Source organism: Prosthecobacter algae, assembly GCF_039542385.1.
GTDB lineage: Bacteria > Verrucomicrobiota > Verrucomicrobiia > Verrucomicrobiales > Verrucomicrobiaceae > Prosthecobacter > Prosthecobacter algae.
Window position 1 is genome coordinate 72,143 of record NZ_BAABIA010000005.1, and the last position, 13,982, is coordinate 86,124.

General features: G+C 60.2%; 10 protein-coding genes. 4 read left to right on the plus strand and 6 right to left on the minus strand.

Annotation, left to right across the window (positions count from 1 at the left end; all coding sequences use genetic code 11):
* Window positions 1–5 precede the first annotated feature (5 nt).
* Entirely contained in the window at window positions 6–587 is a 582-nt protein-coding gene (locus tag ABEB25_RS12665) for an HNH endonuclease (RefSeq protein ID WP_345736776.1), read from the plus strand.
* Window positions 588–698: 111 nt separating this feature from the next.
* Here ABEB25_RS12665 and ABEB25_RS12670 read toward each other — a convergent pair whose 3' ends face one another.
* The 3 genes from ABEB25_RS12670 to ABEB25_RS12680 are packed head-to-tail and all read right to left on the minus strand — an operon-like array spanning window position 699 to window position 7,374.
* On the minus strand, window positions 699–1,082 hold the full coding sequence (locus ABEB25_RS12670; protein ID WP_345736777.1) for a hypothetical protein: 384 nt from the start codon (window positions 1,080–1,082) through the stop codon (window positions 699–701).
* Window positions 1,083–1,125: 43 nt separating this feature from the next.
* Window positions 1,126–2,616, minus strand: a complete 1,491-nt coding sequence (locus ABEB25_RS12675; RefSeq protein ID WP_345736778.1) for an Hsp70 family protein — start codon at window positions 2,614–2,616, stop codon at window positions 1,126–1,128.
* A 36-nt stretch (window positions 2,617–2,652) separates the two neighbouring features.
* The gene (locus tag ABEB25_RS12680) at window positions 2,653–7,374 is read right to left on the minus strand and encodes an FHA domain-containing protein (protein ID WP_345736779.1); all 4,722 of its coding nucleotides are present in this window, start codon (window positions 7,372–7,374) and stop codon (window positions 2,653–2,655) included.
* A 153-nt stretch (window positions 7,375–7,527) separates the two neighbouring features.
* On the opposite strand from ABEB25_RS12680, the gene ABEB25_RS12685 reads away from it, so the two are divergent.
* The 3 genes from ABEB25_RS12685 to ABEB25_RS12695 are packed head-to-tail and all read left to right on the plus strand — an operon-like array spanning window position 7,528 to window position 9,617.
* Window positions 7,528–8,313, plus strand: coding sequence for a hypothetical protein (locus ABEB25_RS12685; RefSeq protein WP_345736780.1), 786 nt, complete (start codon window positions 7,528–7,530; stop codon window positions 8,311–8,313).
* A 16-nt stretch (window positions 8,314–8,329) separates the two neighbouring features.
* On the plus strand, window positions 8,330–8,761 hold the full coding sequence (locus ABEB25_RS12690) for a hypothetical protein (RefSeq protein WP_345736781.1): 432 nt from the start codon (window positions 8,330–8,332) through the stop codon (window positions 8,759–8,761).
* Window positions 8,762–8,774: 13 nt separating this feature from the next.
* Window positions 8,775–9,617, plus strand: a complete 843-nt coding sequence (locus ABEB25_RS12695; protein WP_345736782.1) for an ion transporter — start codon at window positions 8,775–8,777, stop codon at window positions 9,615–9,617.
* Between the two features lie 44 nt (window positions 9,618–9,661).
* Here ABEB25_RS12695 and ABEB25_RS12700 read toward each other — a convergent pair whose 3' ends face one another.
* From ABEB25_RS12700 to guaB, 3 genes are all read right to left on the minus strand, one after another.
* On the minus strand, window positions 9,662–10,402 hold the full coding sequence (locus tag ABEB25_RS12700; protein ID WP_345736783.1) for a dienelactone hydrolase family protein: 741 nt from the start codon (window positions 10,400–10,402) through the stop codon (window positions 9,662–9,664).
* A 482-nt stretch (window positions 10,403–10,884) separates the two neighbouring features.
* The gene (gene guaA / locus ABEB25_RS12705) at window positions 10,885–12,405 is read right to left on the minus strand and encodes a glutamine-hydrolyzing GMP synthase (RefSeq protein WP_345736784.1); all 1,521 of its coding nucleotides are present in this window, start codon (window positions 12,403–12,405) and stop codon (window positions 10,885–10,887) included.
* 73 nt (window positions 12,406–12,478) lie between these two features.
* On the minus strand, window positions 12,479–13,939 hold the full coding sequence (guaB, locus tag ABEB25_RS12710) for an IMP dehydrogenase (RefSeq protein ID WP_345736785.1): 1,461 nt from the start codon (window positions 13,937–13,939) through the stop codon (window positions 12,479–12,481).
* Window positions 13,940–13,982: the final 43 nt, after the last annotated feature.

Genomic DNA, 13,982 nt, shown 5'->3' on the forward strand with positions numbered 1-13,982 from the left:
TAGTTTTGAACCGAAACTGGCAAGCCATCGGTGTGAAATCACCTGCCGATGCCTTTAGCATGATGGCCGCAGGCAATGCGACAGCGCTGAACATCTCTGCTGAAGATGACATGACACCCGTCACCTGGGAGGACTGGATGCGCCTGCCGGTGAACGAGGGCGACAACGCCATCGGCACTGTCCACGGTCCCGTGCGCGTGCCCACCGTCCTCGTCCTGGCCCGCTTCGACAGAGTGCCAAAGCGCAGGCCCAAATTCTGTGCCAAAGCCATCTGGGAACGCGATGGCGGCGTATGCCAATACACCGGGCGCAAGCTGAAGCCTAACGAGGGGAACATCGACCACATCGTCCCCGTTTCTCGCGGTGGCAAAAGCACCTGGGACAACTGCGTGCTGGCCGATAAAAAGGTGAATAGCAAAAAAGGCAGCAAGCTGCCCGAAGAAGCGGGGCTGAAACTCCTACGTCGCCCTTCCGCGCCGCGTGAGGTACCAGTGACCCAGCTCATTCGCAATACCTACCAAGTGCGCGACTGGGAGGTCTTCCTCGCCCACGCCGGCATCTTCCAGACCGACCGTGCAGTCAGCTAAAGCTGGCTGTCGCGGTTTTGCCGCGTCGACTAGCCTTGAGCCGCCTAACAAAAAATTGGGCCGCAATCCCCTCTATGAGGAAAACTGCGGGCCTTGAGTTTCCTTTGACGCTCAGATCTCCCCAAAATATTTCTCTCGCACGCGGACAATGGCGTCGAGCATGCCGTCGGCTTCTTCGCGGATCTTCGCATCCAGACTTGAGGCACTGCGATTGTAGCGGCGGTACAGCAACTTCAGTTGCGCCTGGATCTGGTCTTTCGGCATCTTCGGCGTGATCTCGCACATCTCCTCCGCACTGAGGGGAGCGGCGGCGATGTTAGCAGCTAGCACAGGCTTGGCGGCCTTTGGCAGCACCACTCCTTGCTTCGAAGGTTCTGACTTCGGGGCTTCGGGTCTGAGGGGCTGAGGCGAGGCTTTGGCCACAGGGGCAGGGGCTGCCGCAGGCTGCTTGGCCGCTTGTGACTTCGACAGCGATTGAAGGATCTTTTTGAACATGACGTTGGGCGTTCGGGGTTCGGAGGCGGGGCGTGCGTACAGGTTACTCAATGCGCATCGTGCGCAGGTGGGCTGTCTTGCGCTTCAGATCTTCATCGGACAAAACACCGGCTCCTTTATAGCTCACCGCCACCTCGCGGCTGCGGCCCGACTGCTTGTCCATCACCAAGGCGCGTACCCGTTGGTTTTCATCATAGCTGAAGGTGACGGCCACCTCGCAGCCCTTCGGTCGGTTGGGCGGCACCTCCAAGGTGATGCGACCGATGACATCCACGAATTTTGAGTCCTCATCTTCTCCTTGAGTGATGTCCACCTCGATCACTCTCTCATTGTCTTCGCTGGTCTGGTAGATCTGCGTACGGGAGCAAGGGATCGGGGTGTTTTTCGGAATCACCACGGAATTCATCAGCTTCTCCTCACCCGTCTTGGCATTGTAAACCATGGCCACTGTGCCGTAGCTGGCGTTGCATACTTCCTGGATGCGTGCGGATTTCTTGGCAAACAGGGCCGCGCCCAGCGCCACGCACTCATCGACATTGCCACAGGACTTCGGCGTCTTGCCAAACATCTTGTCCAGCATCGTCTTCACCTTGGGAATGCGGGTGGAGCCGCCCACGAGCACCACGTGGTCGATGTCGCTCACCTTCAGCTTGGCAGAGTCCAGTGCCTGCTCCACTAGCATCACCGTGCGGGTCAGCATGTGGCGGATCATTTTCTCAAACGTCTCGCGCGTGAGGTCGATACGGGCCAGGCCATCGTTCTTGTCATTCGCCACCGTGTCATTCACACGCTGCAGCTTCGAGAGCATCTTCTTGGCATCTTCCGTGGCCAGCAGTACACGACGGCGATGGCGCTCATCATTGAAAAGGGGTGCCCCGGTCTGCTTCGTGTATTGCTCCCCGTAGGCAGCCAGCAGCATGTCATCAAAATTGCTGCCACCTAGATGACGCGCTCCTTCGCTGGTCAGGATTCGGATGTTGTCCCCTTCCACATCGAGGATGGTCACATCCAGCGTGCCGCCGCCCAGGTCATACACCAGGATGCGTCCCTTCACCCCCTGGCTGTGCGCATAATACACGGCCGCAGCCGTGGGCTCATTCACCAGCCGCCGCACCTTCATCCCGGCCATCTCCGCCGCCGCGATGGTGCTTTTGCGCGCCAGTTCATTGAAGTTCGCTGGCACAGTGATGACGACCTCGTTGATGTCGCCAATGATCTTCGAACAATCGCGCCTCAGCTTGGCAAGGATCAGCGCAGAAATTTCGGCAGGCGTCCATTTCTTGCCGTCGATCTCCACCAGGTGCTCCGGGTCATCCATGTAACGCTTAATCTGGAAGATCGTGCGGTCCGGCTCCCCCCCGTCGCGGGCCGGGCTGCCCACCAGCTTCACATCCTCGTGCGCCTCGAAGAACACCACCGAAGGAGTCAGGCGCTCACCGTCAGCGTTGGGCACGATCTCCGGGTTGCCGTCAGGTTTCAGATATGCCAAGCCCGAGAGCGTGGTGCCAAGATCAATGCCAACGTATTCAGCCATAACAGAGGATAGAATGAAAAAATGAAAAGACGACTACTACTGGCTGGAGGTTCTCACCTCCACTTTGCGAAGGATGAATTCGTGACCCTCCTCACGGGAGTAGGCAAACCCTGAGCGGCAGCTTTCCACCACCCGAGGTTTGTTTTTTCCAGGCACGGACTCCACCACTGTGATGCGCTTGCGCAACTCCACATCCACTTCGGTACCACTGCCAATGTCAAATTCGCTGATGCCGTGCTGAAGGAGGATATCCTCAAACGAATGCCGCAGGGTGCGAAGCTGCGCCACCACATCCCCGCCATTGTAGCCCGCATACCGGGAACTGAGCGCATCAATGAGATCAATCCGCTTGATGATGTCATTGGCGAACATCACCACCGTGGCCTCCTCGGCAGGCAGGCCACGCCGCAGAATTTCGTGCTTCTCCTCCAGTTCCAAAAGCTGGCCACGCAGGCGGGCATCGATCTCTTTCCAGTGGTTCAACTGTGCCTCCGCCTGGGCAAACTCCGCTCGGCGGTCACTCAGCGTCGTCAGCTCCGCTTTCAGATGGGTCACGGCAGCGGCCTGCTCATGCAGTTGTGCATCCAGGTCTGCCAGCCGCTTCCGCTGCTCGCTCTCCTGGGCCTGGAGGGAGGCCGCTAGTTTCTCGGCCTGTTGCGTAAAGGTGGCCAGCTCCGTCTCCACAGCCGTCCGTTCCTTCCGTGCTTGCTCCGCACGTGCGGAGTCACGGTTCAGGGACTCTTGCAGGGCATTGATCTTCACCTGCAGCGCCAGCTCACGCTCCGCCGCATCCCTCAGGTTTTTGCTGGCTTCAGCCTGCCGGGTTTCCAGGCTGGCCAGGGCAGCCCCCAGGGAAAGGATCTGACCACCGACCTGGGTAAAGTCGCCCAGGCGGGTTTCCTCATGCCGGATTTTGTCCTGCAACTCGGCCATCACGGCAGTCCGGCCCTGGATTTCCTGGGTTTGCGTTTCCAGTTCCTTGGTCAGGCGGGTCTCTTCCAGCTTCAGCTTCTCCACCCGGTCCAGCCGCGTGCCCAGCTCCGTCTCCAGACCGTTCGCCTGAGTCCGGGCGGCATCAGCACGCTGGCGGGCTTCCTTCACCTCTTTTTCCAGATCTTGCTGGGCCTGCTCAGCAGCGCGGCTACCTTCCTGCGCAGCCTTCAGGCGTGCGGCTTCTTTGTCCACCTCCTCCTGGGCTTTCATCAGCCGCTCCTCACGCATTTTGTGGGCTTCTTCCAGTTGGGAAATCTGCTGCTGCAGCTCAGCGAGCTTTTTGTTAGAATTTTCAGTGGTGACGTTCAGGCGGGTGACGAATTGCGAGGCCTCTTCACGCTCCTTGGTCAGGCTCGTCATCATGGCCTGCAGACCTGCCAGCTCCGTGGTCAGGCCCGGGATCTGCTTGCGTAGCACCTTCTCCTCCTCGCGGGCACGAGTGGCCACGGCCTCGGCCTCCAGCCGCTTCGCCTCCACCACCTGCGCAGCCGCAGTGGCCTTTTGGAGGCGATTTTCCCAGTCTGCCGCCCGGGCTTCCTCCGCCTTGGCCTTTTTCGTCTGTTCGGAAATCTGGGTGTTCCATGCCTTGGATTCTGCCTCCAGTTTGGCGATGTCTTTGCGCAGTCCCTCCTGCTGCCGGGCCAGTTCGCCCAGGGCTTTTTCTTCGGTCAGGCGCTGCTTTTCAGCCTCTTTCACACCCTGGGTGGCACTCGCGAGTTTTTGCTGCACTTCCGCCAATTCAAGTAAACGCTTTTCATCGGCTTCAATCTTCGTTTGCAGCTCGCGCAGGCGCGTCTCCGCAGCCGCAGCCTCAGCCAGCTTGGCTTTGGTTTCAGCCTCCAGATTGCTACGCTTGTCGTTTAGCAGTTTCTCCAGGTTCGCCGTCTCCGCGCGCAGACTTTCCGTCTGGTCAAAGGCAGCGCGGCGATCAGCCTGGGCTTTTTCCAAAGCGGCGGCTGTCGACTGCTTGTCGCGCAGCAGCGTGGTCATCTCCGCCCGCAAGCTTTCGATCTCCGTCTTCAGGCCGGGCAATACTTTTTCATGCTCCTCACGCGCAGCCGCCAGCGGCGGCACCTGAGTGGAAAGTTTCTCATGCTTGGCCGTGATCTCGGCCAGCTCCGTGCGCCCCTTTGTCAGCCTGGATTCCACGCTGGCCAGCTCCTGGGCCCGGGCCTCAAGTTGCGCAGTCTGCTGCGTCAGGGCAGCCACACGGGATTCGCTGGCAGCCAGATTATGCAGCTTCGCGGCCAGCTCCGCCTGCATTTTCTCGGCCTCGGCACGCAGGCCAGGGGTACGGGCTTCGTAGCCTTCAACCTCAGCTTGCAAGCGCTTGGCTTCCGCCTGGGCTTTGTCCCGGCTCTGTTCCGCAGACAGCAGGGCAGACTGGGCCTCCTTGGCGGACTCCAGGTTGGCTTTGATCTCCGCCCCAGCCTGCTCATTAGCCTTCTGGGCAGCGGCCAGCTTTTCCTGCTGCTGCTGCACATCTGCCTGCACTGCGCTGAGCTGCGCGGCGACGCTGGCAGCCTGCGCCTGCAATTGTGAGACTTTTTGTTCGGCAGCGGCCACATCCTGCACTTTCCCCGTCTGAGCAGCAGCCAATGTCACCAGCAGAGCTTCCAAACCTGTGATCTTCCCCTGCAATTCACCGGCCTGGGCACGTAGCTTTTGCTCCTCCACCGTAGCCGTGATGGCAGCCTGCTTTTGTGCTGCAGCTTCGCCCGTCGCCTTGTCCAGCTCCATTCGCGCGGCCTGGGCTTCCGCCCGCAAAGTGGTGATCTCCTTTTGCAGCGCGGCATGCTGGGCCACCACCTCACTGGCCTTGGTGGTGAATTCCTCGGTCTTCGCCTCCGCCGCCTTGGCCTCCTGCTGACGCTCAGCCAGCGCGGTTTCCGCCTGGCGCAGACTCTCACGAGCCTTCGCCACATCCGCAGTCAGCATCTCTTTCTGCTCCTCAATGCTGCGCACCTCTTTTTCCAAGGACTCCCGCCGCATCATCAGCGTTTGCGTGAGGCCATGCTGCGCCTTCCCCTTTTCCGTCGCGGCTAAAAGTTCCCGGGTCAACGCATCGCGCTCCTGGGACAGTTGGGAAATCGCCGTCGTCAGTTCCGCCTTGTGGGCCTCCACTGCTTTCAGTGCCTCGCTGGCACTGCTGAGCTGCGTATCCGTAGCCGCAAGATCATCCAGCTTATTTGTTAGGTCGCCCGAGCGTGTCTCAAGGGCTTTCAGCTCTTCGGCCTTCTGGCGCAGCCGCCCTTCCAGTGTGACCAGCTTTTGTGAAGCCTCCTCTTCCGCCTTCTTTTGATTGGAAATCAGATGCTCAGTTTGCTGGCGCAGATCCTGGATATGTGTTTCCAGCTTCAGCTTGGTCGCATTCAGAGACTCATGCTCAGAGGTCGCCTTGGCGTGATCGCCGGAAAGATCCTGAAGCCGCGCACTGGCCACAGCGCATTGTTGGTCCAAATCGGCCAGCTTCGTCTCCAGCGCCGTTTGGTTGCCCGTCAGACCGGCCAGGGCAGCATCCAGCAGACGGCGTTTATTTTCTAGCTCCGCCAGGGCACCGGTGGTCTGAGTCAGGCTGGTTTCTTTGACCACCAATGTTTGCACCTGGGCCGTGAGTTGGTCTTCTTCCTGACGCAGCCTTTCCAGCGTCTTTTTCACCTCCTCCACTTCCGCCTGCCGCTGTGCCACCTGCGCGTCCAACGCCGCCAGCTCCGCACTGCGCTCACCCAAGGAAGCCTCATCCACTTCTGGAGAAACAGCCGCCAAGACAGCGGCAGCGGGCAATGAGGCCTCACTGAGATCCTGCTTCAGACGGGCCAGTTCTGCCGCGACCGTCTCCTTTTCTTTCAGGCTAGCGCTGCGGTCCGCACTCGCTTTGTCTGCCTCGGCATGCAGCGCCTGCAAACTCTTGCTCGCCACGGCAATGTCATCCTGCACCTTGGCCAGTGCACTGCGGCTGGACTCCACCTGACTGTCCAAATTTGCAGCTTCACGTCGTTTGATAGCCAGCTTTGCCAGCTCATCTTCCGAATTGATCAGGCTGCTCTTGATCTCCACGGTCCGGCTTTCCAGGTCAGCCAAGGTTTTGCGGCCCTCTTCGACCTGCCTTTCCAGCACCCGCAGTTCCTCCCGCCGCAGCGTCTCCTTTTCATTTTCACGGCGCAGCAGATCACGCTCCTTTTGCAGCCTGCTCACTTCCTCTCTCAGTTCATCCGCCTGCTTTTGCTGCGCGGTGTCTACAGGAGCAACCCGCTGGATCAACATGCCGTGCGCGGCTGCCACAGAAGGCCCTTTGATGCCCATGTCAGGTCTGCCCAGGGGCGTCTTCGTGGGCTCCACCTGGCTCGTTTCAGACTTTGGCTCCACATCCTTTGCAGGCACGGACTCCGTGTCCCCACGTTTGCCATCCGTTCGGAAGGGCTGGCCCTTCGCTGCCACATTTTTGGCCTCAGTCGATGGTGCCATCCCTTTGGGGGCTCGTTCACGAAACCTCGAGTCAAGCTGGCCAAAACGAATTTTGTCCCCCCCCTTCACCCTCATACGGTCGATCCGCTTCCCATTCACGAAAGTACCGTTCGATGACTTCAAATCCACCAGCTCATACACCCCATCCGCCTGACGGATGAACTCGGCGTGAAACCCCGAAATGTACGTGTTATCAATGACGATGTCGTTCTTCGCATCCCTGCCGATGGAAAGACGCTCTTCGAGGATATCGAAGACGAATTCATTTCCGTCGTTGAGGTTAAAGGCCAAATAAGGCATGCAGAAAGCGGGGCAGCGGGTGCGGCTCGGAGATTAATTTTGGAAAATCATTGAATCAATCTTAATAAACTGGGGAGATCTCATCAAACGATGCAGAATGCCATCATTTTAGCGCCTGTCAGAAAAGCCAGATACATTTAAGTTTATTAAAATATGAATCCCCGCAGATTTTTAAAACTTTTTAGCCTCGCCGTCACCCTCACGGCTTCTTTTTCGCCATTAAACGCCTTCAGCGCCGCCGTTGAACTCTCTCCGGCCCAGCTCCAGCGAGTGGGACAGCGCATCTGGCAAAACGAATGCGCAGGCACGGTGGCAGGACTGACAAGCTGGAACTCGGGCGAAGATTTTGCATCGTTAGGGATCGGTCATTTTATTTGGTATCCTGCAGGCAAGAAAGGACCGTTTGAAGAAAGTTTCCCCCCCCTCGCCACCTTTTTGCAGAGCCGGGGAGTAGAAATGCCAGACTGGACCACTGGCCCCTGCCCCTGGACCAGCAAGGCCAACTTCGAAGCGGACAAAGACGGCCCGCGTCAGACCGCCCTCCGGGCCATCCTGGTCAAAACCGTCTCCCTACAGACCGAATTCATCATCGCTCGGCTTCAGCGTGCCCTGCCCAAGATGAAAGCCAGCTCCAAAAAACCTGCCCTCGTCCAGGCCCACTTCGATGCTCTCCTGGCCAGCCCCGAAGGTGCCTTCTGCCTCATTGATTACGTCAATTTTAAAGGCGAAGGCACCGCCCCAACCGAGCGTTACAACGGCCAGGGCTGGGGCCTCCTTCAAGTCCTCGAAGGCATGAAGCAACCCACCCCCGCCGCCTTTGCCGAAGCCTCCAAAACCGTCCTCAGCCGCCGTGTGCAAAACGCGCCCGCAGCCCGCAAGGAACAGCGCTGGCTCGCTGGCTGGCACAACCGCTGCGACGGATACAAACGGAAGCTGTAACGGCCCCTTCCCCGCCATGCTCTCCCCAAGCCGATGGACCGTGGCCCTACTCACCTGGCTACCGCTCTTCATCGTCACAATCCTGGGTAGCTCCTGGGGCGCGGCACGGATCACCCACGCATGGACCCAGGGCATGGACTACTACCGTTCCCAGCATCCCGTCCAAGACGCCGGATGGACGGCCCTCCTCATCGCCGCCATCGCTTCCATCCTTTTCATCGTCATTCTCCCCTTTCGCTTGCGGGATCCTCTCCGGGAGACCCGTCTCTGGCAAACCTCCACCCTGGTCGCCCTCGGCCAAATGGCCATACTTGTCCTTAGCGGTCTGCTGGCCATCAGCCTCACCTTCCATTCTGGCATCCCCACACACGGTCGCATCCCTCCTCTAGGACGCGAACCCGGCCCCCAGTCTCTCCAGTGGACGCCACGACAGTCTAACGTACGATGATGAAATGGACCGCATGAGTGCCGCCCCACCCGACCCCTCTCCCAAACGGGAACGCCTCTGGCGGATCATCTTTCTTTCCGATACTCCGGTAGGCCGGGCCTTTGATGTCGTGCTCCTCTGGCTCATTGCGCTCAGCGTGGTCACCATCATCCTAGAAAGCGTGGATGAAATCCGCCTGCCTCACGCCAATCTTTTCTGGACGCTCGAGTGGATCTTCACGGTCCTTTTCACCACCGAATACCTCGCCCGTCTCTGGTCCGTCCGCCGTCCCTTGCGCTATGCCCTCAGCTTCTTTGGCCTGCTGGACCTCATCTCCATCCTGCCCGCCTACCTGGAGTTGCTCATTCCTGGCACCCACTACCTGATGGCCCTCCGCGTGCTGCGCCTCATGCGCATGTTCCGTGTCCTGAAAATGGCCGAATACCTGGGCGAGGCCAGCATCCTCCTCGCCGCCCTGCGCGCCAGCCGGCGAAAGATCACTCTCTTCCTCACCACCGTCATCGGCATCGTCTTGGTGGAAGGCACCGTCGTTTACGTGCTCGAGCATGAGGCCAACCCGGACTTTGCCAACATCCCCCAGGCCATCTACTGGGCCATCGTCACCATCACCACCGTCGGTTATGGCGATGTCGCCCCCATCACTGTTCCTGGTAAAATGATGGCCTCCATCATCATGCTGACGGGCTTTGCCATCATCGCCGTGCCCACCGGCATCGTCACCAGCGAGCTGGGCCGCGCCATGGGCAAGCCCCTCGCACCCCGTCGTTGCTGCAACGAATGCGGCTGGGAAGATCACGATCCTCTCGCCCTCCACTGCCAGCACTGTGGCACCAAACTCTCCTCTTCCGCCGAATAGACCCAATATCGACCCAGGGGAAAGAGATCCCTCAGGGGGCAATCTCACGCCAAACAACGACGGAAAAAATCCACCGTCATGCCCAGCGCCTGACGCCCCAGCTCCGCATCATAGCGCAGACCCTCATCGCGGAGGAAAGCATGGGCCGCATTGAACTCGTGCCAGGTGAAGTTCACCCCGGCCGCCGTCAGCGTCTGGTAGATCAGCGCCCGCCCTTCCGCCGGCACATGCGGGTCCTGACGGCCAAAGACCATCATCAGTTCCCCCTTGATCTCCGCCGCCCGCGCCAGGGAATCGTCATTCATGCCCGCCCCCAGGCTGCGCTTATGCAGATCCGTCGGGTAAAAACAGGCCGCTGCTGCCACGTCCGGCTGCAAGGCTGCGCGATACGTCAGATGCCCGCCGATGCACGGGCCAAAGGAGCCCAGACTCCCCGTGCAAGCCTCATGCCTCTTGAGGTAATCCAGCACCGCCCGGTTATCTCCATCATAGGCCGCCACTGGCTTCTCCGTTTTCAGCCGGTTCCCCACATCCGAGCCCGCCTGATCATACGCCAGCACTGTCCCCGCCGTCAGGTATTCATGGTAGATCTCCGGCAGCGCCACCACAAACCCATGCCCCGCCAGAAACGCCGCCGTGCGCACGATGGGCCCCGTCAGTTGAAAAATCTCCGAGTGAAACAACAACCCCGGATATCTCCCCGCCCCCGCAGGCCGCAGCACCAAAGCCCGCATAGGCCCCGTAGCCGTGGAAAGTTCAACAATTTCAGGATCGCGGAGGGTCATGGTCAGAGGAAAAGCCAGTCGTTCGCCGCCAAAGTGGCAGGAGATACCCGAACTGACAAGCCCTCCGTGCGTTGCAGTCCCGGCTTCAGCAAGTGCTGGGCACCGATCTCACAGGAACACGCGTCGCCCGTTCGCCGCACAGTACTCATCACTCTCCGAGTGATGCATCCGCCCCCACCCAGCCCCGTCCGCCCCCTTGCCCCCCTTGAAGGGCGAAAGAAGGTAACCGGGGGTGCAGCGAGGCACGAGCGCCCCTGGACCCACACCTAACAAAAGATATCGCAATAGATACACCCCTCCAAGTCGCTTCTGCTTGAAGATGTCTTTTCGCCATCATTCACAGAAGATCAAACTCCACTTCCTGTTAGGCCCCGACCCGCGCGCGCCCATCTCCATCGCGTGAAGTCCGTCTAAAAAACGCACCCCAAACCCAGTCCCCCAAAGAAAAAGGGCACCCGCAGGTGCCCCGTCTCCTTCCCGCATCATTCCCACTCGATGCTCGCTGGTGGTTTCGTGCTGATGTCATACAGCACGCGGTTCACACCCTTCACGCTGTTGAGGATTTTGTTAGACGTGTTGCGCAGCACTTCATACGGCAGCTCCACCCAGTCGGCCGTCATCGCATCTTCGCTGATGACCGCGCGCAGAGAGATGGCCTGCTCGTAGCTTCGTTCGTCGCCCTTCACGCCCACGGTTTTCACCGGTAGCAGCGCCGCATAGGCCTGCCACACGTGCTGGTACCAGCCACTGCGATGCAGCTCCGCGATGAAGATGGCATCCGCCTGCTGCGTGGCCACGATGCGCTCCGGCGTAATCTCACCCGGGATACGCACGGCCAGGCCGGGGCCTGGGAAAGGATGCCGCCACAGGGCGCGATGGGGGATGCCCAGGCTGGCGCCCAGCGCTCGCACTTCGTCCTTAAACAGCTCGGCCAGAGGCTCCAGCACCTTGCCCTGTGCCTTCAGTTCCATGATGCGATCCACCCGGTTGTGGTGGGTCTTGATCTTGCTGGCGATGGAGCCGCTCGTAGCGCTCTCGATCACGTCTGGGTACAGCGTGCCCTGGGCCAGCAGTTCCACATCGTCCGCCAGCTTCCAGAATTCCTCCACAAACAGCGTGCCGATGATGCGGCGCTTTTGCTCAGGGTCCGTCACTCCTTTCAGTGCACCCAGGAAGACCTCGCTCGCATCAATCTGCTCAATGGGCACACCCACTTCTTCAAACAGCACTTTGACCTCGGCCGATTCATTCAGGCGCATCAGCCCGGTATCAATGAAGATGCAGCGCACCTTCACGCCCGCGCGTGCCAGCAGCACCGCCAGCACCGTGCTATCCACACCGCCGGATACGCCGCAGATGACTTCGCGGTCACCCACGTCCGTCTTGATCTGGGCGATCATCTGGTCCTTGAACTCTTGGATGTCGAACTTCGCCAGCTTCGCACCGCTTTCCGTGAGGAAGTTTTTCAAAATGGCCGTGCCCTCGTGCGAGTGCGTCACCTCCGGGTGAAACTGGATGCCCCAGCAGCGGTCGCTCCACTTCAGCGCCACCGGCACCGCATCTTCATTCGTGGCGATGACCTGCGTGGTCGCCGCCAGATTCGCGCAGGTATCGCTGTGGCTCATCCACACCTGAGACTCATGGGAGATGCCCTTGAAAAGATCTGCATGCTCCGTCACCACCAGCTTCGCCGGGCCATACTCGCGCGTGACCCCTGGCTTCACCGTGCCGCCGTGTTTGATGTTCAGGAGCTGCATGCCATAGCACACGCCCAGCACCGGCACGCCAAAGGCCAGCAGCTTTTCAAAGTCCACGTCCGGTGCATCTACCTCGGAGGTGCTGCGCGGGCCACCAGAAAGGATGATCGCTCCGGGGTTCTTCAGGTTCGCCAGTTCTGCCGGCGGGTACAGGTGGGAAACGAAGCCCAGCTCGCGAACGCGGCGGACGATGAGCTGAGAGTACTGGGAACCGTAATCGAGTACGGCAACTTCGTGGTCGGTCATGGAATATAAATCGAAAAAGAGAATCAAAAAACGCGGTCACCAGGGCGACCGCGAAAGGTCAGAAACAGGGAGATTAAGACGGCTCGTAATTCACTGGCTCTTCCGTGATCACCACGTCATGCGGGTGGCTTTCCTTCAGCCCGCCAGCGGTGATGCGGACAAAGCGCGCCTTTGCCCGCAGCTCATCCAGATTATCCGCGCCCACATAGCCCATTCCAGAGCGCAGACCGCCCATGAGCTGGAACACCACATCCGCCAAAGGTCCCTTGAACGGCACGCGAGCCTCCACCCCTTCCGGCACCAGTTTGCCCGAGCTATTTTGCCCGTAGCGGTCCCCAGCGCCCTTGCGCATGGCCTTCAGGCTGCCCATGCCCCGGTATTCCTTAAAGGTGCGGCCCTGCCACTTCACCATGTTGCCCGGGCTTTCCGCCGTGCCTGCCAGGAGAGAGCCCAGCATCACGCAGTCCGCCCCGCCGGCCAGTGCCTTCACGATATCGCCGGAGTAACGGATGCCGCCATCCGCGATCACCGTCACGCCGCGCGGGCGGCACACTTCAGCCACCTCCTGCACCGCCGTGAACTGGGCCATGCCTACGCCCGAAATGATGCGCGTGGTGCAGATGGACCCCGGGCCCACCCCCACCTTGATGGCGGAGGCACCCGCCTCGACGAGATGCAGCGCCCCGTCCTGGGTCACCACGTTCCCCGCCACGATCGGGATGCTGCCGCCCACGCGATCGCGCAAGCGGCGGATCACATCTGCCACACGGGTGGTGTGGCCTGTGGCCGCATCAATGAAAAGTGCATCTGCACCCGCAGCCACCAGGGCCGCTCCGCGATCTGCACAATCATCACCCACACCTACGGCCGCGCCCACGCGCAGTTGGCCATTCGCATCCTTCGCGGCACTGGTAAACATCTGGCGCTTCACCACGTCCTGCTTGGTGATCAGCCCGGCCAGTTTGCCATTCGCATCCACCAGCGGCAGCTTTTCAATTCGGTGCGTGTAGAGGATCTTAAGCGCCTCATCAAAGCTCGTCGTCGGAGTGCCGATAGCTAGGCGGTCGCGCGGCGTCATGATCGTCGAGACCGGCGTGTTTTCGTCCTCGATGTACCAGAGGTCACGGCTCGTCACCATGCCCACCAGCGTGCCATCCGGCTCCACTACAGGGAATCCGCTCACGCCTTTTTCATGCATCAGGCGCTGCAGCGCGCCCAGCGTCGTCTCCGGGCGCACCGTGTGCGGCGTCTGGATGACGGTGTTTTCAGAGCGCTTTACCTTCGCCACCTGCTCCGCTTGATAATCAATCGGGATGTTGCGGTGGATGACTCCCAGGCCACCCTCGCGTGCCAGGGCGATCGCCAGCTCGGCCTCCGTCACCGTATCCATCGCCGAGGATAGGACCGGGATGTTCAACTGGATGCTGTTGCCAAAAACCGTGCCCAGATTTACCTCTCCAGGCAGAACCTGGCTCAGTCCAGGCAGGACCAATACGTCATCAAAACTCAGTGCAAGGGAAGGAATATCGCCCATGTGCCATCTAAGCGGCACTCAGACGAGTGTCACGCAGAAAGTG

Coding starts and splice junctions, on each gene's coding strand:
- ABEB25_RS12670 (WP_345736777.1), bottom strand. CDS start 1,082: ATGTTCAAAAAGATCCTTCAATCGCTGTCGAAGTCACAAGCGGCCAAG.
- ABEB25_RS12675 (WP_345736778.1), bottom strand. CDS start 2,616: ATGGCTGAATACGTTGGCATTGATCTTGGCACCACGCTCTCGGGCTTG.
- ABEB25_RS12680 (WP_345736779.1), bottom strand. CDS start 7,374: ATGCCTTATTTGGCCTTTAACCTCAACGACGGAAATGAATTCGTCTTC.
- ABEB25_RS12685 (WP_345736780.1), top strand. CDS start 7,528: ATGAATCCCCGCAGATTTTTAAAACTTTTTAGCCTCGCCGTCACCCTC.
- ABEB25_RS12690 (WP_345736781.1), top strand. CDS start 8,330: ATGCTCTCCCCAAGCCGATGGACCGTGGCCCTACTCACCTGGCTACCG.
- ABEB25_RS12695 (WP_345736782.1), top strand. CDS start 8,775: ATGAGTGCCGCCCCACCCGACCCCTCTCCCAAACGGGAACGCCTCTGG.
- ABEB25_RS12700 (WP_345736783.1), bottom strand. CDS start 10,402: ATGACCCTCCGCGATCCTGAAATTGTTGAACTTTCCACGGCTACGGGG.
- guaA (WP_345736784.1), bottom strand. CDS start 12,405: ATGACCGACCACGAAGTTGCCGTACTCGATTACGGTTCCCAGTACTCT.
- guaB (WP_345736785.1), bottom strand. CDS start 13,939: ATGGGCGATATTCCTTCCCTTGCACTGAGTTTTGATGACGTATTGGTC.